The 18,526-nt window shown below is 68.2% G+C and carries 14 protein-coding genes; 2 read left to right on the top strand and 12 right to left on the bottom strand.

All coding sequences use genetic code 11. The features are described 5' to 3' along the window. Positions 1-44: 44 nt before the first annotated feature. Both ACODS9_RS05715 and ACODS9_RS05710 read left to right on the top strand, forming a co-directional pair. The gene (locus tag ACODS9_RS05715) at positions 45-1,436 is read left to right on the top strand and encodes a DUF2868 domain-containing protein (protein WP_489093473.1); all 1,392 of its coding nucleotides are present in this window, start codon (positions 45-47) and stop codon (positions 1,434-1,436) included. Continuing rightward, the gene (locus tag ACODS9_RS05710; RefSeq protein WP_489093472.1) at positions 1,429-2,793 is read left to right on the top strand and encodes a GTPase/DUF3482 domain-containing protein; all 1,365 of its coding nucleotides are present in this window, start codon (positions 1,429-1,431) and stop codon (positions 2,791-2,793) included. Before ACODS9_RS05715 ends, ACODS9_RS05710 begins: the two co-directional genes overlap by 8 nt. 101 nt (positions 2,794-2,894) lie before the next feature. On the opposite strand, the gene ACODS9_RS05705 is transcribed toward ACODS9_RS05710, so the two are convergent. The 12 genes from ACODS9_RS05705 to ACODS9_RS05650 form a co-directional block, all read right to left on the bottom strand. Further along, positions 2,895-3,236: a hypothetical protein gene (locus ACODS9_RS05705; protein WP_489093471.1), complete on the bottom strand. Its 342-nt coding sequence runs from the start codon at positions 3,234-3,236 to the stop codon at positions 2,895-2,897. Positions 3,237-3,240: 4 nt separating this feature from the next. Continuing rightward, positions 3,241-3,657, bottom strand: coding sequence for a hypothetical protein (locus tag ACODS9_RS05700; protein WP_052752660.1), 417 nt, complete (start codon positions 3,655-3,657; stop codon positions 3,241-3,243). After that, entirely contained in the window at positions 3,657-4,559 is a 903-nt protein-coding gene (ssp4, locus tag ACODS9_RS05695) for an Ssp4 family T6SS effector (RefSeq protein WP_046857471.1), read from the bottom strand. Before ssp4 ends, ACODS9_RS05700 begins: the two co-directional genes overlap by 1 nt. Positions 4,560-4,654: 95 nt before the next feature. Next, positions 4,655-5,581 carry a type VI secretion system-associated lipoprotein TagQ gene (tagQ, locus tag ACODS9_RS05690; RefSeq protein ID WP_367857368.1) on the bottom strand — a complete coding sequence of 309 codons (927 nt, stop codon included), beginning with the start codon at positions 5,579-5,581 and terminating at the stop codon, positions 4,655-4,657. Between the two features lie 78 nt (positions 5,582-5,659). Further along, on the bottom strand, positions 5,660-7,426 hold the full coding sequence (locus ACODS9_RS05685; RefSeq protein WP_489093470.1) for a formylglycine-generating enzyme family protein: 1,767 nt from the start codon (positions 7,424-7,426) through the stop codon (positions 5,660-5,662). After that, positions 7,419-8,621 (bottom strand): FtsX-like permease family protein, encoded by a 1,203-nt coding sequence (locus ACODS9_RS05680; RefSeq protein ID WP_489093469.1) that lies wholly within the window; start codon positions 8,619-8,621, stop codon positions 7,419-7,421. Before ACODS9_RS05680 ends, ACODS9_RS05685 begins: the two co-directional genes overlap by 8 nt. Then, positions 8,621-9,325, bottom strand: coding sequence for an ABC transporter ATP-binding protein (locus tag ACODS9_RS05675; RefSeq protein WP_401107624.1), 705 nt, complete (start codon positions 9,323-9,325; stop codon positions 8,621-8,623). The genes ACODS9_RS05680 and ACODS9_RS05675 overlap by 1 nt, the downstream gene beginning before the upstream one ends. Further along, complete coding sequence (locus ACODS9_RS05670; protein WP_489093468.1) at positions 9,325-12,327, bottom strand: serine/threonine-protein kinase; 3,003 nt, start codon at positions 12,325-12,327, stop codon at positions 9,325-9,327. Before ACODS9_RS05670 ends, ACODS9_RS05675 begins: the two co-directional genes overlap by 1 nt. A gap of 7 nt (positions 12,328-12,334) precedes the next feature. After that, positions 12,335-13,054: a PP2C family protein-serine/threonine phosphatase gene (locus ACODS9_RS05665; RefSeq protein WP_489093467.1), complete on the bottom strand. Its 720-nt coding sequence runs from the start codon at positions 13,052-13,054 to the stop codon at positions 12,335-12,337. Further along, the gene (tagF, locus tag ACODS9_RS05660; RefSeq protein ID WP_367857373.1) at positions 13,051-13,707 is read right to left on the bottom strand and encodes a type VI secretion system-associated protein TagF; all 657 of its coding nucleotides are present in this window, start codon (positions 13,705-13,707) and stop codon (positions 13,051-13,053) included. The genes ACODS9_RS05665 and tagF overlap by 4 nt, the downstream gene beginning before the upstream one ends. Then, entirely contained in the window at positions 13,704-17,210 is a 3,507-nt protein-coding gene (gene tssM / locus ACODS9_RS05655; protein ID WP_489093466.1) for a type VI secretion system membrane subunit TssM, read from the bottom strand. The genes tagF and tssM overlap by 4 nt, the downstream gene beginning before the upstream one ends. Beyond that, positions 17,207-18,523, bottom strand: a complete 1,317-nt coding sequence (locus ACODS9_RS05650; protein WP_489093465.1) for a DotU family type VI secretion system protein — start codon at positions 18,521-18,523, stop codon at positions 17,207-17,209. The genes tssM and ACODS9_RS05650 overlap by 4 nt, the downstream gene beginning before the upstream one ends. Between the last annotated feature and the right edge of the window lie 3 nt (positions 18,524-18,526).

The following is an 18,526-nucleotide window of genomic DNA, read 5'->3' as shown; positions in this document are numbered from 1 at the left end:
ATAGCACCGGGCGCGTGGGTTATGCTTGCGGCCAGACCTGTGCAATGGAAGAGCTTGTGACTGCACCCACTCCACTCGACAAGCGCTGGCTCACCGAAGCGGTACGCCTGCGCGAGGAACACGCCGGCCCTCTGGAAGACCAGGAAGCCAACCGCCGCGCCCGTCAGCAGGGCGGCGACCTGGCCACGCGCATCGAGGCCCGCGCCCTGTGGCTGGCCGAGCGCGACGGCATGGACACGGCGCTGCGCCACTGGAAGCAGGGCGCACGGCTGGCATTGCTGAGCTTGATGGTCCTGGCCCTGTTCAGTGGCGCCGGCTTGGGGCTGGCGGCACTGGGCGACGGCCAGCGGCCGGTGAACGTGTTCTGGGCCCTGGGCAGTCTGCTCGGGCTGAATCTCATGCTGCTGCTTGGCTGGGCCGTGGGTTTCTTCTTCGCCAGTGAGCAAGGCGCGGCGCTGGGCCGCCTGTGGCTGTGGCTAAGCGAGCGTTTTGCCCGTGACGCCAAGGCCGCACAACTGGCCCCCGCGTTGCTGGTGCTGCTGCAGCGCCAGCGCCTGAACCGCTGGCTGCTCGGCCTGTTGGTGCATGGCCTGTGGTCACTGGCGATGCTCGCGGCGCTGTGCATGCTCCTGGCCCTGTTGGCGACGCGACGCTACGGCTTCGTCTGGGAAACCACGCTGCTTGCCGCCGAACCTTTCATCACGCTGACCCAGGCCCTTGGCGCCCTGCCCTCGCTGCTCGGTTTCGCCGTTCCCGACGAGGCAATGATTCGCGCCAGCGGCGACACCCTGCCGGCACTCGATCTGGCGCGCCAGGCCTGGGCGAGCTGGCTGCTCGGCGTGGTGCTGGTCTATGGCCTGCTGCCCCGCCTGCTGCTGGCCGCGCTGTGCCTGTGGCGCTGGCGCCAGGGCCGCGAGCGCCTGGCGCTGGATCTCAATCTGCCCGGCTACGCGCAGTTGCGCGAAGCCCTGATGCCGCGCAGCGAACGCCTCGGCGTGCAGGACCCTGCCCCCGACACCCTGCCCCGCTTCGAGGCCGGACAGCTGGAGCGCGACAGCGGCGGTGCCCTGCTGGTCGGGCTGGAGCTGGACGACCAGCGCCCCTGGCCACCCGCACTGCCCCGTTCGGTCACCCATGCGGGCGTGCTCGACAGCCGCGAGTCGCGCAACAAGCTGCTCGAGCAACTCAGCCGTTTCCCCCCGGCGCGCCTGGCCGTCGCTTGCGACCCACGCCGCTCGCCCGACCGTGGCAGCCTGGCCTTGCTCGCTGAGCTGGCGCGCAACGCCGGCGCCACGCGCATCTGGCTGCTGCAGGCGCAGCCCGGCCAGGCCCTGGACGCGGCACGCCTGGGCGACTGGCACGAGGCCCTTGACCGCCTGGGCCTGCCCCATGCCGACACCTCGCCCCTGACCTGGCTGGAGCATGGCCATGACTGAGCCGCTGAAACTGGCCGTGGTCGGCCACACCAACGTCGGCAAGACCTCGCTGCTGCGCACCCTCACCCGCGATGTCGGCTTCGGCGAGGTCTCGCACCGCCCCAGCACCACCCGCCATGTCGAAGGCGCCCGCCTGTCGGTGGACGGCGAGCCGTTGCTGGAGCTGTACGACACCCCTGGCCTGGAGGACGCCATCGCCCTGCTCGACTACCTGGAGCGCCTCGAACGCCCGGGCGAGCGCCTGGACGGTCCCGCTCGCCTTGAACGTTTCCTCCAGGGCAGCGAGGCGCGCCAGCGCTTCGAGCAGGAAGCCAAGGTGCTGTGCCAGCTGCTGGCGAGCCATGCCGGCCTGTATGTGATCGACGCCCGCGAACCGGTGCTGGCCAAGTACCGCGACGAGCTGGAGGTGCTGGCCAGCTGCGGCAAGCCGCTGTTGCCGGTACTCAACTTCGTTGCCAGCAGCCAGCACCGCGAGCCCGAATGGCGCGAGGCCCTGGCGCGCCTGGGCCTGCATGCGCTGGTGCGTTTCGACAGCGTGGCCCCGCCCGAGGATGGCGAGCGCCGCCTCTACGAAAGCCTGGCGCTGCTGCTGGAAGAGGCCCGCCCTGCCCTGCAACGGCTGATCGATGACCAGCAGGCCCAGCGTGAAGCCCGCCGCCACAGCGGCAAGCGTTTGGTTGCCGAACTGCTGCTCGACTGTGCCGCCTGCCGACGCAGCGTAGAGGCCGAGCCCGCCGCCGAGGCGCAGGCCATCGAAGCCCTGCGCCAGGCGGTGCGCCAGCGCGAGCAACGCTGTGTCGAGGCGCTGCTCAAGCTGTATGCGTTCCGGCGCGAGGACGCCAATGCCGGCGACTTGCCGCTGCTCGATGGGCGCTGGGGCGACGACCTGTTCAATCCGGAGACCCTGAAGCTGCTCGGTGTGCGCCTGGGCAGCGGCGTGGCGGCGGGCGCGGCGGCAGGTGCCGGCGTCGACCTGCTGGTTGGCGGCCTGACTCTGGGCGCCGCCGCGCTCGCCGGGGCCATTGCCGGCGGCGCGCTGCAGACCGCGCGCAACTATGGCTCGCGCCTGATGGGCAAGCTCAAGGGCCAGCGCGAGCTGACGGTGGATGACGCCGTGCTGCGCCTGCTGGCGCTGCGTCAGCAACAGTTGATACTGGCCCTGGAGGCACGCGGGCACGCGGCGCAGGACAGCATTCGCCTGGCGGCGCCGGAGGACAAAGGCTGGCGCGAAGGCAAGCTGCCCGAGGCCTTGCGCAAGGCGCGGGCGCATCCGCAGTGGTCGACGCTCAATCCCGGGGCACGGGTCAGCCAGGCCGAGCGGCAGGAGCAACTGGAAGCCCTGGTGGCGGAACTGTAGCTCCGTGCGCGGCGCCAACCCGCGATGATGGCTAGTGCTTTGCCTTACGCCTTTGCTCTCGGTACTGCGCCAGGAGAGCGCGCATTTCTCTGTACCTGTCGCTATTGATCAACAGCAACTACCAGTGCTGCCAGCAGGCAGCTCGCGTAGATGAACATGTTGGGACGATATCCATAGGCCGGCAGCGCGATCACCAGGCTGGCCAGGCACATCCCGGCCACGAGCCAGGCCCCCCACGTCCGCCCCCGAACCACAGCGCCATGGCCCAACATGAAGACTGCCAGCGTCAGGAACAGACTCGAAGCGAAGGCGCCATCCTTCAGGCAGTTCCGGCAATACGTGCTCCACACCAGCGCAAATGTCCAGGACACGGCAATGATCGACGAGAAGTAGGCGCCGATGAATACGCCGAAGTAACGCTTCAGAAAAGGCTTGAGCGTCATTGCGCTAGCGCCGCACCTTGCGCAGCTCCACCAACCGCCGGCGCATCTCTCGATGCCGCTGGCTGTTGAGTACCAGCAGCGCGAGCAATGGCAACGCCAGCAGGATTGCCAGCAACACAGCATTCACTCCACTACCGAGCAGGCTCAACGCCATCAGCAAGGCCACAGTCGGTACAGGGAGCACCACCCATACTGCCCATGTGAGGCCCCGGACCATCGCGAAATGCCCGGAACACAGCAGCAAGACCAGCACTGCGCTGGACATCATGGTGAACAAGGGGTTATCCGGGTGATTGCGCCAGTGACTGTCGATCCACAGAGTGGCTGACAACGCCGCCGACAGGAGGCAAATGAAAAACCCCAGCAAGAACGTCGGGAAGTAACGGCGCATGAAAGTCTGGAATTGCGCAGGCTTCATCATCACTCGATCTCTTCATATAGCCCTACGGCTATGCTCTGCACCGTGGCACTCCCGGCCAACCCGAAAGTGGCGCCGAGCGAGTCGCGCATCAGGGTCTGCGTGGCGTGGCTTATCTCGGTCGGGGTGTAGCGCTTGGTCATGGTCCCTGCCGCCTGCTGCAACTTGATCTGCCTGGCCGTCAGGCTCGGGTGCTTGATCGACAGCAGCTCGTCGGTCAGCGCCTTGCGCTGCTGGCGGCTGAGGCTCTTGGATAACTCCAGCCAGCTGCGACCCGTGGCGGCCTTGTGTACTTGCAGGTACTTCAACGTGCTCAGGCCCGACGCGCCGACACCCAGCAACGAGACGCCATCGAGCACCATCGAGGCGGCCTGGTACCACTGGTTCTCATCGAGGGCATCGTTGGCCGCTGGGTTGGTCACCTCACGCACCGTGCGCATTACACCGATGCCGCACTGGATGCTGCTGGCGGTGGCGGCGGCGCCACCGACATAGGTCAGTACCAGGCTGGTACCACCGGAAAAGGGCGCGGCAATAGTGCCACTGAATACCACGAACCAGCCGATCACAGCGCCCGCGCAGGAAAGGGTCGTGTTGACCGCCTCCTTGACCACCCGCGACTCGCGCGGATTGTGCTGCAGCTGCTGGGTGTACTGGTCAGGTGTCTGGTACTTCTTGATCTCGCGCAGGATCACACGCTTGGGGCGGATGCTGCAGATCGGCTGAAACTCACGCAGGGTGACAATGTTGTATTCGGCGTCGATGTACACCACACCGGCACCGACGATACGCGGGTCGGCGTCGATGGCGGCGAACATCTGCGGCAGGTTGATCCGTGCCTGGATACGCTGACGGGCAAGAAACTGGGAGTTGTTGGCCAGGGAATTGACCAGAAGATCTGTCACGAATAGGTTTCCTTGCACAAAGCCTGGCCAAGTCGCATGACCTGCAGGCGTGGGCTTGCCCCGCGCCTACAGGTCATGCGAGCAGCCTTAACGGATCACACGTTCGGGCACGGCACCGGCGCCCAGTCACCCATGTCCGGGTTGCGGCACATGGCGTTGACCTGGTCGGTACCCGCCTTGGCTACCTGCTGGGCCTCGGCTTTCTTGCCGTTGGCGTTCTGCAGGGTCTTCTCGGTGGCCACCGCTTCCTGTGGCACCTTGGTGTTGGTCTTGGCCGGCTGGACCTTCTTCACATCCTTCTTCTTGCCGGTGGTTGCCACCTTCGGCGGCTCGGCCACGGCGACCACTTCGGTGCGCTGCACGCCCACCTGCTTGAGGTCCTGCTCGTAGGCCTGGGTGTAGTTGTTGAGGTTCTCACCCAGACGCCCGTTCACGGTCGTCAGCAGGTTGTTCGACTCCTGCAGGCCGGCAACGATCTCGGCCAAGCGCTTGCGGCCCTCGGTGTCGTTGATGCGGCCAGCCTTGCGGTTCTGGATCAGGCTGGCGAACTCGCGCTGGTAGCAGCTCTGCGACGACTTGGCGTAGGCCGTGGTGCGGTCCATGTCGGCCGCGCTCTTGTCGATGTCGGTGGCGTACGAGGCGATGCGCTGCTTGTCGTCGCTGATCTGCTTCTGGCGTTCGGTGTAATAGCCCGCCGCGCCACCGACCAGGGCGCCACCAGCGGCACCGATGGCGGCGTTGCGGCCGCGGTTTTCCTTGTCGACCAGGGCGCCGGTGAGGGCGCCGCCGACCGCGCCGAGCAGCGCACCGGTGGCTACCGAGCGGGTCATGTCACCGTCGGTGGAGCGCAGGTGCTGCACCGGCTCGTAGCAGTTGGGGTAGTACTCGACCTTGGTCGTGGCGCCAACCTTGGACGCCGGCGAGCTGGCGCAACCGCTCAACAGCACGGTGCTGAAACCGGCTGCCAGCAGCAGCGCGGTACGGGCCTGGGATGCAGTGATCAGGGGTTTGCGGGTGAACATGGTCTGGTTTCTCTTCTTGGGTTTCTCGGTATCCGGGGGCCTCGTGCCACCCGGGAGTCCTTTCTGTCGAAGCTGTCCTTAGGGTCGCGGGGCGGCCGATGCCAGCAGCTCCTTGAGGATCGTCGCCGGATCGGCCCGCCGGTTCTGGCGGTACTCCCCGACGTGGCGGACGAACAGGGTGGCGCGGGTGACCAGGCTGTTGCCCAGCACAGGCTTGCGATTGAGCTCTTCCTTGACCCGCTGGAACTGCGCCTGGATCACCGCGTCGGTGTAGCGCGTGCCGCTGGCCAGGTTGTCGATGTAGATCGCCACGGCGCCGTCGAGGGCGGCGCGGCCATTGGCGATGGCGGCGCCGTACATGCGCGCGCTGGTCTGGTCGCCGGAGGCTTCGGCCTTGGCCTGGGTGTTCTGCAGATTGGTCAGGCGGATGTTGTAGTTGTTGACGGTTTCGGCCACCAGGGCGGCGGACTGGATCAGGTTGCCGGCCGCTTCCTCGCGCTGGCGGGCGATCAGCGACACGTTGCGCTTGAGCTCTTCGTTGACCAGCCCCAGCTCGGCCTGCTGGCGCGGGTCGGTGGCGGCGGCGATGATGCTGTCCAGGCGCTTGGTCGGGTCCTGGGCAGCGTCGATGTCGTCGGTCAGGCCGGCCAGGCGACCTTCCTTCTGCCACTGCTCGAACAGCTCCTGGTAGCGCGAGCGCGGCGCCGACAAGGCGCCGATGGCCACGCGGAAGCCAGTGGTCTCGTTGCGCTGCTCGGTGCCGTCGACGCCGAACAGCGGGTACTCGCGGCGCATGCCGGTGAACAAGGTGCCCTCGCCTTCGAGGTAGTTGCCGCCCTTGACCACGAAGCCGCCGTAGGCGCCCTGCAGGCGCCCGGCGTTGACCAGCTGGAACGACTCCTGAACCATCTCGGCGGCGTTGCCGATCACATCGAACAAGCCCAGCGGGTTGGGCTGTTTGGTGCCGATCGGCATCAGCCGCGCCGCCTGCCCGGTACCACCGGCGACCTGGTTGAACACTGCGAAGTCGCCCAGCGGCCCTTCGCTGTCGGCGCCTTCGACCTTACGCGGGAACAACCGCCCTTCTAGCTCCTGGCGGCTGACCGCCGAACCGCCACGGGCGGCGAACTCCCATTCCACCTCGGTGGGCAGGCGCACGAAGCCCACGCCACCATCCTCGGCCTTGCTGCCTCGGCCGCTGACCGGCAGCAGGTCGCGGTGGTGCTTCATCAGCCAGGCGCTGTAGACGGCGGCGAAGCGTTCGGCCTCGAAGCGCGACAGTTTTACCTTGGGCAGGCGCCCCGCCGCGTCGTTGCTCGCCTCACAGGCCGGTGCCGCGTCGCCGCCGGCCAGCGACGGCGCCTGGGCCATCACCTGGGCGTACTGCCGGGCGGTCACTTCGTACTTGCCAATGAAGTACATCATCGGCGTGAGCGGGCTGCCTTTCTCGACCTTCGGCAGGCTTGGCGCAACCGCCTTCTGCCACTGTGGCGCCAGGTCCTGCAGGCTGAACTGGCCATTGATGAAGTCGCGTCGGTAACCAGAGATGAACGACTGCTTGTAGCCGGCCTCGCCTTCGCTGAACGGGTAGCCGAGGTTGACCTCGCGGTCGTCGAGGCTGCCCTGGGCCAGCACATAGACACTGCGCAGCACCAGCTCACCGCCGCACGGCAGCGGCAGGCTGACATCGCCCGGCAACGGCTTGGGGTTGTCGAACTTGCTTTCAGTCCCCGGCTGCGCCTGGGCAACTGGCTTGGCCTTGTCGTCGCCATCGGCCGGGGAACAGGCGCCCAGGCTCAAAGCGGTCAGGAGCAGGGCGGCAGCCCCGAGGCGGCGATCAGACATCACGTATTCCTTGGCAAGCCTCGATGCGCGCCACCCGCCAGCCGCCCAGGGCGGCGGCGGCGGTGCTGGCCAGCAGCACGGCACACAATGCAACGAGGTAGTGCATGGGCAGCAGGTGGCTGGCGAACTCGCCGGGCACCTGCATGAAAAGTCGGTTCAGGCCATGTTCGGCCAGCAGGTACAACAGCCCCGCCACGGCGGCGGCCAGCAGCCCGCTGTAGAGCGCCTGGAGCACCACGAACAACAGCAGCGCAGCAGTGCCGAAGCCCAGCAGACGCAAAACTGCCAGCTCGCGCTGCTTGCGCTCGACCGCCGCCACGGCGCCTGCGGCGATGGCCGCTACGGCGCCGGCCACAGCCAGGCTGGCGATGATCCAGAACACCAGGTCGAGATTGCGGCTGAGCGATTGCACCTGGGCGATCTGCGCGGCCTGTGTGGAAACCAGCAGCTTGCGTTCGGCGAAGAACTGGCGCAGCGGCTCGACATCGTTCAGTTCGCGGGCATACAGGCGGAAGGCCGGGTACACCCGCGCTGACGCGCTCCCTTGCTCCTCCCCCTGCCAGCCCAGCGCCGCCACGGGGCGGCCATCGCGGTAATCCTCGACGGCTTCGAGCAGTTGCAGCGAGGCAAACAGGCCATCGCGCTCGAACGCTGCCAGAGGCAGCACGCTGCTGACCTGCAGGCGCGTGCGTCGCCATTGCAGCTGCCCGGCCTGCTGCCGGCTGAAGCTGGCCTGCAGTTCGTCCCCGGCCCTGGCACCAAGTTTTTCCGCGGCGGTATAGCTCAGCACCACCTGTTGCAGGCCGTCCGGCGGAGCGACCTGCGCCAGCAAGGGATCGCCCTCGGCGGTGGGCAGCATCTCCACCGTCAGGCCACGCCCATGGGCCGGCAGCAACAGCTCGGCGGTGGCAGCGATCTGCCGGGTGCGCGGGATGGCAAAGGCCACTCGCGGGTGCTGGGTCAGTTCCTCGATGAACTCGGCGCGAAAGCGCCCACCGCCCAGCGGAATGATCTCGCGCACACCCGGGTCGCGCTGCAGGCGCTCGGTCAGGCTGCCGACCAGGCCGAACTTCAGCCCGAACAGCACCAGCAACGGCGCGATCACCGCCACCAGCGCCAGCACGGCGCACGCCGACAACCGCGCATCGTTGCGGTAGTCCTGCCAGGCCAGCCCGGCGATCAGCAGCGGGCGCATCAGGCGGCCCTCTCCAGGCTCGCCGTGACGCCGCCGTCGGCGTCGCGCCGGCAGGCCATGCGCAGCACCGTCAGCCCGGCCTTGTGAGCCAAAGCTTCGTCATGGGTGGCGACCACGCAGGTCACCTGGCGCGCCTCGGCCTCGCGCAACAGCAATTGCATCACCCTATCGGCGTTCACCGGGTCCAGGGACGCCGTGGGTTCATCGGCCAGCAACAATGCCGGGCCATGGGCCAGGGCACGGGCACAGCTGACCCGCTGGCGCTGGCCGAGGGACAGGGTCGCGGGCTTCTTGCCCAGCTGGTCGTGCACATCCAGCGCTTCGGCCAGACGCTCGACGCTGCCGTCATCGCCGAGCCCCAGCAACTGGCGTGGCAGGCGGATATTGCCGCGCACATCGAGAAAACCCAGCAACCCACCAGCCTGCAGCACATAGCCCAGGTGACGGCTGCGCCAGCTGGCCAGGCGGTCGAGCTGCCGGGCACGCCACAGCCCGGCGACATCCTCGCCGCCCAGGGCAAAGCCCTGCGCCGCGTCCGGCACCAGCACCAGCGCCAGCAGGTCGAGCAAGGTGCTCTTGCCGCAGCCGCTGGGCCCGACCAGCGCCACCCGCTCGCCCGCCGCCAGGTGCAACCGGTCGATCTCCAGGCTGTAACGCTGGGCACCCTGCCCGCGTGTCTTGCGCACCGCGTCCAGGCGGATCATCACGGCAAGGTCGACAGCGGGACACGGTACAGGGCGTCGCCCGGCTCGGCCTTGCCGAAGCGCACCCAGTTGGCCATGTCATTGTGGAAGGTTTCGTACAGGCGGATCTTCGAGTCCAGTTCGTCGATGAAGTCTTCCTGCTCGGCCACCGACAGCGACAGCCACAGGTCCTGGGTCATGCTCAGGGACTTGCTGCGGTACGGCAGGCCGTCGAGGTATTCGCCGAGCACGCCGCCCTGGGCCAGGTTGGCGCCCTTGCGCAACGCGCCGGGGTCGCGGCTCATGTAGGCACTGGCGCTGGCGATTTCGTTGAAGAAGTCGCCCGGCGAGCTGCGGGTCTTGCGCGCGGCATCGACGATCAGCTTGAGCGACTGCTGCAGGTCGTTGAGCTGCAGCTTGGTCAGCATCACGCACACCTGCAGGGTCGGCAGCGTCGGGTTGGTCAGGTCGCGGTCGGCGGTCCAGGCGCTGACCAGTTGCGGCGCCTGGCTAGCGCCATGGCGGCCAAGGAAGTCCATGTGCATGGCGTAGCCGATGGCCTGCGACTTGGCCGCCAGGCTCGAGGCCGAGGTCAGCAGCGGTACGGCTTGCGGTTGCTGGTTGCGCACCTGGTGCACCAGCTCGGCGAAGGTCGAGCCGATCTCGCGCACGCGGTCGCCGAAGGCACCGACTTCACCGCCCGGCACGCTGACGTAGAGGTCGCCGATCTGCGGGTTGCTGTCGGCGGTGAGCACGCGGTACTGGGACTCGGCCGCACCGTGGTTCTTGACCCCGGCGGGGGTGCGCAGGTGCAGGGCGTAGATCTTGATCTGCTTGCTCAGCGCGGCCTGACGCACTTCGGCTTCGTTCATCTGGGTGCTGCTGAACGGGTCGTTCTTGCGCAGTGCGCCGGCATCGCTGACCAGCAGGATCAGGCGCCCGCCGTAGCCGGACCAGTCCATGCCCTCGACCGCCTGCATCACGCCGGCAAAGGCGTCCTCGTTGAACGAGTGGCTGGAAACGCTGGTGGCCTTGACCTGCGAGGCGGCCTTGAGGAAACGCGCCGGATCGCGGCCCTGCTCCAGGCTGACCAGGGTCTTGCTCAGGTACTCCAGGCCCGGGGTGCGCTTGACGCTGTTGCGAAAGCCCACCAAGCCGAAGCTGACGCTGTCCAGCTCGCCACGGGCCGCCAGTTGCTGCTGCAGCTCGCTGACCACCTGGCGTACCCGATCGATGTACGGCTGCATGGACACCGAGGTGTCCACCACCAGGACGATGCCGGTACGGAAGCTGTTGTCGCCGACCGCCGCGACGCCGGCCGCCTTGGGCGCGCTGTCGCGGGCGCTGGCACCGGGGTCGATGGAGGCGATGTTGAGCAGTTGCACCGGCTGGCCGCCGGCGTCGAAGCTTTCGCGGTAGTCGAAGATCGGCATCAGGTAGAACTGGTTCTGCGGCACGGCGCTGGCCGCCGGTTCCAGGGCCATGACCTGGGGCACCTGGTCGGGATTGTTCTGCGCCTTGAGCAGGCTGTCGCGAGCCAGCGGGGTGTCGTCGAGCAGATGCTGCACATCGTCCACCTGGCGCATGAACATCACCGGCGAGCGGCCCGAGCGTTCGGTGAACTTGAGCACCAGGCTCTGTTTCCAGTCGCTGGTCTGCGCCGCCGGCAGCCAACCCTCGCGCTGGCCGTCGCTGGCGGCGCCGACCTGGACCCAGGACTGGCCGCCGACGTCCTTGCGCTGGTAGACATAGAGCACGGAGAAAGCTGGCAGTGTCTCGCCCGAGGCATCGCCAGGCTGAGCCACCAGCTGGGCGTCGGGCTTGGTCAGCACACGCTGGAACAGGGTCTTCTTGCCGGGCATCAGCAGTGGACGACCGTCGTCCGAGGCGGCCACCGGCGTGACTTGGGGTTCGCTGGGGACCACGCTGTCGGCGGGCGCCTGCACCACCGGCGTTTCAGGCGCGGGCGCGTCATTGCCGCCGAGCAACCAGAAGAACGCGCCCCCCAGCCCCAGCGCCGCCGCTATCGCCACCGCCAGCACGGCCTTGGCCGGCTTGTTCGAGGCGGGCTTCACAGCAGGCGCGGGCTTGGGTTCGGACTGCCGGGCAGGCTCGCTCACCGGAGCCGCAACGGCCTGCGGAATGTCGATGGACACCGGCTGCGGGATGGCCGGTGGCGGGATCGGCAGCGGGCGGACCAATGTGCTGTCGTTGTCCTCGGCCGGCGCCTGGACCGTCAGGCGGTCCAGCGCGGCCAGCAACGCCGCCGCGTCGGCGAAGCGCTCGTTGGGATCCTTGGCCAGCAGACCGCGCAGGATGTCCTGGTAGCGGCCATGTTCAATGGGCAGCTCCGGCAGCGGCTCGGTCAGGTGCGCCAGCGCCGTGGACAACGCATCGGTGCCGTTGTACGGCAGCTTGCCGACGAGGATTTCGTACAGCACCACACCCAGTGCATACAGGTCGGCGCGCCCGTCGATGTCCATGCCGCGCGCCTGTTCCGGGCTCATGTAGCTCGGCGTGCCGACGGCGAAGCCGGCCTGGGTGAACTGGGTGCGGTCATCCAGCGACTTGGCGATGCCGAAGTCCGACAGCACCGCGGTGCCGTCGGCGCGGAACAGGATGTTGGCGGGCTTGACGTCGCGGTGCACCAGGCCCTGGGCATGGGCATAACCCAGCGCCTGGGCGATCTGGCGCACGTAGACGAGGCCTTGCTCGGGCGTCAGCCCCTCGGCGATCCGCTCCTTCAACGTGCCGCTGGGCAGGTACTCCATGGCCATGTAGTACAGCTCGCCGACATTGCCGATGTCATGGATGGTGGCGATGTTCGGGTGCGCCAGCCGCGCCAGGGTGCGGCCCTCGCGCAGGAAGCGCTCGCAGAAGGTCGGGTCGGCGGCCAGGCTCGCCGCCATGATCTTCAGCGCCACCTTGCGCTCCAGGGAGCGCTGGGTGGCGAGGTACACGCTGGCCATGGCGCCCTGGCCAAGCTCGCTGTCGATGTCGAATCCGGGAATCTGCATGTCCATGATGTCTTCAGCTGGCCTTCACGACGACGGCGGTGATGTTGTCGGGGGCGCCACGGGTCAGCCCCAGGTGTACGAGGCTGCGCACCACCTCATAAGAGTCGGCGTGGCCGAGCACCTCGGCGATCTCGTGGTCTTCGGCGGTCTTGTTCAGGCCGTCACTGCACAGCAGGTAGGTGTCGCCGGGCTGCACCTGCAAGGCGACGGCCTGCAGCTCGAGGTGGTCCTCGACGCCGATGGCGCGGGTGACGATGTTGCCGCGAGGATGCACACGGGCTTCGGCTTCGTTGAGCAGGCCACTGTCCTGCAGCTCCTGGACGTAGCTGTGGTCGTGGCTCAGGCGCTCGATACGGCCGTCGCGCAGGCGGTACAGGCGGCTGTCGCCGGCCCACAGGCCGATGGCCTGGTCGCCTCGGGCGGCCAGCACCACCACGGTACTGCCCATCATCGCCACGCCACGGCGCGCGGTTTCCTCGCGCACGATGCCGTTGACCCAGGCGAGGCCGTCGCGCACTTCGCCGGCAAAGTCGTCCAGTGAATCGAGCATCGGCAGGCTGCGCAGGCTATCGACCGCCAGGCTGCTGACATAATCGCCCGCCGCATGGCCGCCCATGCCGTCGGCCACCGCCCACAGGCCTGCCCAGGTCAACTCCAGGCAGGCGTCCTCGTTGATCTTGCGCACCATGCCGACATGGCTGTAGCTGGCCGCTGTGTACTGCATGCCGGTCATCCGATCCGCGCCTCGCTACCCAATAGAAAACCGGCGAAATCCTCACTGCGCGGCAAGCCCGCGCAGCGCATCAGCCCCGGGGCGATCCGTTCGGAACCCCTGCCCCACCAAAGGCTCATGCCTTCACAGGCGCATTCGGCCAAGGCCAGGGCGCGCCCCTGCGGCGTGGTCGCATCCAACCGCTGCAGCCCGCCCACCGTTGCACGCGGCTCTTGCACAAGCGGCCTCGCGCCGCGAAAAGGCTGCAAGGCAGCCTCGAAATCCTCGAAGGCGGCACCCGGCTCAAGCGTCGCCAACAAGGTCTCCTCGACCGCCTCGAACCATTCCTCGGCCCCGGCCACCACAGGCGCCAGCGGCTCCCCCGGCTCCAGCACCTGGGCCACGGTCAGCGGGAAGTACCGCCCCACCCGGTCGATGCTCGGCATCAGCACCCCGACCACCGCCTCAGGCCCACAAAGCCCCGGCGCCAGGGCGAAGCGCCACAAGGGGCTGACCAGATAGGCCTCGAGCCAGCGCTCGCCCAGGGCCTGCTGGCTCGCCTGGATTCCCGCCGCCAGCCACTGGTCCCAGGGCTGGATGAAACCGTGCGGCAGGCCGCGGCTGACAAAGTCGCCGCGGCAGGCCAGCTTTCCGTAGAAACCCACGTCGTTCACAGATGCTCCGGCAGGCTGAAACCGCTGAGCACTCGGCTGCGGAACGGGTTGAAGGCGCTGCTGGCACGCAGCTCGTAGGACACGCTGGCGCCGTCGACGCGCAGGCGCAGGTTGAAGCGCTCCGGCGAGCCACCGGCGACCAGGTCGGACTGGTCAAGCAGGCGGAACCAGGCCCACGGCCCTTCCACGGTCAGCCCCGAACGACCGCTGGCCGAGGGCGGCGAGATCGACAGGCGCACCACGCCGATGCTGTTGGGGTTCGGCCACTGCAACGCCACCGGCCGGCTCGGGCCGTGGTCGTAGCTCACCTGCTGGCCGTCGAGGTCGAGCAGGAACTGGGTGATGGTCGCGTCCATTGCCACCGGCTTGAGCTCGAAGCGCACCCCCGGCTGCACGCCGTTGCTGTTGCGGAAGAACGCGTCGCGGATGCTCGCCGCGCGCTGGAAGGTGTACAGCACGTTGCTGTTGATCCCCAGCTTCTGCGCCGCGCCGGGCTGCCAGCTCCAAGGCGTGCTCGAAGTGTTGACGTAGGGTTGCAGGTACTTGCGGAAGTAGTTGTCCATCACCCCGCCGACGCCGAAGAACAGGCCGAAGTCCTCCAGGGTCGCATCCCGCGAGCTGCCGGCCACCAACGGATAGCGACCGCTGAGGGACTGGCGATAGACGTTCACCACCTCGCTGGTCCAGGCGGCGTTGAGCTGATTGCGTACCCCACCCATGACCAGGTTGTGGGTCGAGCCAAGCACCGAGCTCACCAGGTTCTGCACTACCTTCGGCTGACGCGCGGCCCCCAGGGCAACACGCTGCGCGGCAGCCTGGGCCTGGTTCTTGGCCTCGCCCAGCAGCGCGTCGCCACTGGCGCCGACCATGGCGCTGACCTGAACGTACAGTGCATTGAGGTCGGTAAGCAGGCCGTCGATGGCCGCAGGCTGACCTTCGCCGGTTTCCACCAGCGCGGCCAGTTCAGCGAAGTGCGCGGTGACCGGGTCCACCTCGCGGGCGGCCGGGTTGTCGCTGGGTAGCGGCGCATCACCGAGCAGGCCACCCAGGCGTTGGCGCAACTGATCGACACCGGCCTGTTCAGCCTTGGCCTGGACCTTGTCGAGGGTGGTCGGCTGCGCCAGATTGGTCTCCTTGGCGACCGCCTGCAGCAGCTTCTTCATCGGCGAGGTCGGCCCGGACAACACCCGCAGCACATCGGCGGCCTGGCCGACGCTGGTGATCGGCACGAAGTCCAGGTCGGCCAGCAAGGCATCCCAATGGCGGATGTAGTCCTGGTAGTACAGTTGCAGCACATCGTCGGCCAGGCGCTTGGCATCGGCCGATTCGCTGGCCTCGCGACCCAGCACCCAGCGCTCCTCGGCCAGGGTCTCGCTGTGGGCCAGGCTGGCGGCGAGAAACGCCTTGCGGTAGCCCTCGACGGTGAAGATGCCCGGCAGCGGCTCGCTCAGCGGCTTGCCGTCCTTGAAGCGGAACACCAGCGCGGCGTCACGCCCGGCGGCATCGCTGACGCGGAAGTCGCTGACCCCGGCGGGCAGCTTCTGGCGCTTGACCCGGTCGTAGACCCGTTGGGCCACCGGCAGTTGCTGCAGCTGGCGACGGGTGTCGTCGATCAGGCGCTGGTCCAGGCGGGCGTTCGGCGGACGCTTGTCGAACAGTGCAGCCAGGTGCTGCTCCAGGGCCTGGCGCAGGTCCGGGGCCAGGTCGCGCGGCAGGCTGCGTTCCCAGTCGAGGGTGACCCAGGCCTTGATGAACTCGGCGTCGTAGTGTTCGCCGTCGGCCAGCATCAGGTAGGCCTTGAGCCCCTCGTAGAGGTAGTCGGACGGCCCCCCTGCGTACAACTGCTCCTCGATGCGAGTGACCAGGCGCGGGGCGAAGATGGCGATCAGCAGCTTGCGATAGACGCTGTCCGACTCGCCTTCGAGCATGTCGCCCTGATACAGCCCCAGGCCCTCGGCCCAGCCGGGCGGATCCTCGGCCAGGCGGCGCACGCCATTGAGCAGCGGCAGCACTTCGACCACGTTGCGCTGCGCCGGGCTCAGTTCCTGCACGCTCTTGCCCAGCGGCTTGAGGCGGCTATCGACCTCGGCGATGTATTGCTGGTTGGCGCGGTAGCTCAGGGTCCACAGGGTACCGACAACCAGCACCAGGGCCACGCTCAGGGCCAGGGCGCCACGGGCGATCCACTTGCGCCGCTGCTCGACCTTCGGGTTGCTGCCGACCAAGCCGCGCTCGGCGAAGGCCACGGCGCTGAACAGCTTCTCGATGAAGTAGCTGCGCCCGGTGCCGTTCTGTCGCGCCAGGTGGGCACGGTCCAGGCCCATGCTCTGGGCCATGCTGCCGATCAGGCGGTCGATGGGGCTGCCTTCCTGGGTACCGCTGGTGAAGTACACGCCGCGCAGCAGTGCACGCTCTTCGAAGGCGTTGGGCTTGAAAATGCCGTCGAGGAAGGTTTTCAGGTTGCCGCGCAAGGCGGCGAACTGCTGGACGAAGCCGTAGACCAGGTCGCGCCGTGCCGGATCGCGCTCCTGCTGCAGACGCTCGACCAGGCGTTGGTTCAGGCGCTGCTCCAGCAAGGCGAACTCACTGCCGAACTGCGCCAGCGGCCCGTCGCCCTGCTGGCCGTCGTCGAGCGGGAAGGTCATGCCCCACACCTGGGCGCGCTCCTCCTTGCTCAGGGTGTCGAAGAACTCCATGAACCCCGGCACCAGGTCGAGCTTGGTCAGCATCAGGTAGATCGGGAAGCGCACGCCCAGCTGGCTGTATAGCTCCTGGATGCGGGTACGGATCGCCGCCGCATGGGCGGCGCGCTCGGCGTCGCTGCCCAGCAGCAGGTCGGACAGGCTGATGGCAATGAACGCGCCGTCGATGGGGCGGCGTGAGCGTTGGCTCTTGAGCAGGTCGAGGAAGCCCAGCCAGGCCGCCTTGTCCACCTGAGCATGGCTGTCCTGGGTGGTGTAGCGGCCGGCGGTGTCCAGCAGTACGGCCTGGTCGGTGAACCACCAGTCGCAGTTACGCGTACCGCCAACACCACGGATGGCGCCCTCGCCCAGCTGCGCCGCCAGCGGGAAGTGCAGGCCGGAATTGACCAGCGCGGTGGTCTTGCCCGAGCCGGGCGGGCCGATGATCACGTACCACGGCAGTTCATACAGGTTGCGTCGCTCGTCGCCGCCAAGGCGTGCCTTCTTCAGCAGCACCAGGGCTTCGTCCATGCGCTGGCGCAGGGTCGCCAGTTCTTCGGCGGTGGCCACGCTGGCGGGGTCCGGCGCGGTCTCAGCGGCCAGGCTCTGCATGACCTTGGCCGCTTGACGGCGGGCCTGGACGATGCGCCAAACGCGGTAGGCGATCCACACCGCGAACAACAGGCCGATCAGCACCAGGCGCGGAGCGGCCGGCACCAGCATGTCCAGCAACGGGCCGAGGAACCAGATGATCAGGCTCAGGGCCAGCAGGCCCAGCAGCGGAATCACCCAGCGAATGACAAAACTGAAAAACGCCTTCACTCGACGCCCTCCGCCAGAACGGTGATTTCAACCCGGCGATTCTTCGCCCGGCCTTGCGCGCTGTCGTTTGACGCCAGCGGTTCGGTGTCGCTCAGGCCCTGCGCGGTAAAGCGCTCGGGCTGGCCGGTGCGGGCGGCGAGGAGGTTCTTCACCTCTTCGGCGCGGGCCTGGGACAACGCCCAGTTGGACGGGAAGCGCAGCGTGGCGATGCGCTGGTTGTCGCTGTGGCCGGTGACTTTCACGTTGCCTTTCACTTTCGCCACGGCTTCGGCGATGCGCAGCATCAACGGCTCGAAGTCGCCCTTGATGCTGGCGCTGGCCGAGGCGAACAGTTCGTCGCCACGGATGGTCACCACCGAACGGTCCACCGCGTCCTGCACGGCGACCCGGCCGGCCTTGATGTCTTCGGCGAGGAAACCGGCCAGGCGCGGACGCTCCACGGGCTTGGGCTGCACCACCGGACGATCCATGGCCTGCACCGGGATCTCGCCCAGGGCATGAATGCCGCGGAACACCGGCTCCGCGTCGGCCGCCAGCTTCAGGCGCAGGCCGAACAGCACCAGCAGCAACAACGCCAGGGCCACCGCCAGGCCGACCCAGGGCGGCACGAACTGCGCCAGGCGATCGCGGGCCACGGTGACACCGCGCCAGTGCGGCGACAGCTCGCGCTCGAACTCGCCACGGGCGCTGCGGATGGTCGCGGCGGTGCGCTCGCGCAAGGCTTCGAGCTGGGCGCGGCCACCGTTCATCACCCGGTAGCGGCCTTCGAAGCCCAGGCTGGTGCACAGGTACAGCAACTCCAGCAGGTGCAGGCGTTCACGCGGGCTCTGCAGGCAGTGTTCCATCAGCTGGAACACCTTCTCGCCGCCCCAGGCCTCGTTGTGCACGGTAATCAGCAGGCTCTGCTTGCCCCAGTCGCTGGCGCTGCCCCAGGGCGTGCTCAGCACCGCCTCGTCGAGCGCGGTGCACAAGGCATAGCGCGCCAGCAGCACCTCGTTGCGCGGTACCCCGGCGGCCTCGGCGCGCACTTCGAACTGGCGCAGGTAGGCCAGCAGTTGCGCACGCAGGCTGGCCGGGGCCGGATGGGCGATGGTGTTGCGCAGGCGCGTGAGCAGCGCCAGCAATGGACCGGCCGCCTGCTCCAGCGGGTTCAGGCCCGCCGCCTGGCCCGGCGCCAGCGGTTCGGCCGGCACGTTCAGGGGTGGCGGCGGCGCAGCTTGCGCAGGCCCCGGCGCGGCCGGTTGCGGGCCACGGCCACCGGGGCGCGGCATGAACTGGGTGCGGTCGTTGGCGAGCGGATCGTCCGATTGCATCGC

This window comes from Pseudomonas sp. FG36, assembly GCF_057809275.1.
The sequence above is the reverse complement of the archived record's forward strand: the minus strand, read 5'-3'. Positions and strand labels throughout refer to the sequence as shown.

Excerpts from the sequence above, each read along its gene's own strand:
- ACODS9_RS05715 (WP_489093473.1), top strand. The coding sequence starts at position 45 with ATGGAAGAGCTTGTGACTGCACCCACTCCACTCGACAAGCGCTGGCTC.
- ACODS9_RS05710 (WP_489093472.1), top strand. The coding sequence starts at position 1,429 with ATGACTGAGCCGCTGAAACTGGCCGTGGTCGGCCACACCAACGTCGGC.
- ACODS9_RS05705 (WP_489093471.1), bottom strand. The coding sequence starts at position 3,236 with ATGACGCTCAAGCCTTTTCTGAAGCGTTACTTCGGCGTATTCATCGGC.
- ACODS9_RS05700 (WP_052752660.1), bottom strand. The coding sequence starts at position 3,657 with ATGATGAAGCCTGCGCAATTCCAGACTTTCATGCGCCGTTACTTCCCG.
- tagQ (WP_367857368.1), bottom strand. The coding sequence starts at position 5,581 with ATGTTCACCCGCAAACCCCTGATCACTGCATCCCAGGCCCGTACCGCG.
- ACODS9_RS05685 (WP_489093470.1), bottom strand. The coding sequence starts at position 7,426 with ATGTCTGATCGCCGCCTCGGGGCTGCCGCCCTGCTCCTGACCGCTTTG.
- ACODS9_RS05680 (WP_489093469.1), bottom strand. The coding sequence starts at position 8,621 with ATGCGCCCGCTGCTGATCGCCGGGCTGGCCTGGCAGGACTACCGCAAC.
- ACODS9_RS05675 (WP_401107624.1), bottom strand. The coding sequence starts at position 9,325 with ATGATCCGCCTGGACGCGGTGCGCAAGACACGCGGGCAGGGTGCCCAG.
- ACODS9_RS05670 (WP_489093468.1), bottom strand. The coding sequence starts at position 12,327 with ATGGACATGCAGATTCCCGGATTCGACATCGACAGCGAGCTTGGCCAG.
- ACODS9_RS05665 (WP_489093467.1), bottom strand. The coding sequence starts at position 13,054 with ATGACCGGCATGCAGTACACAGCGGCCAGCTACAGCCATGTCGGCATG.
- ACODS9_RS05650 (WP_489093465.1), bottom strand. The coding sequence starts at position 18,523 with ATGCAATCGGACGATCCGCTCGCCAACGACCGCACCCAGTTCATGCCG.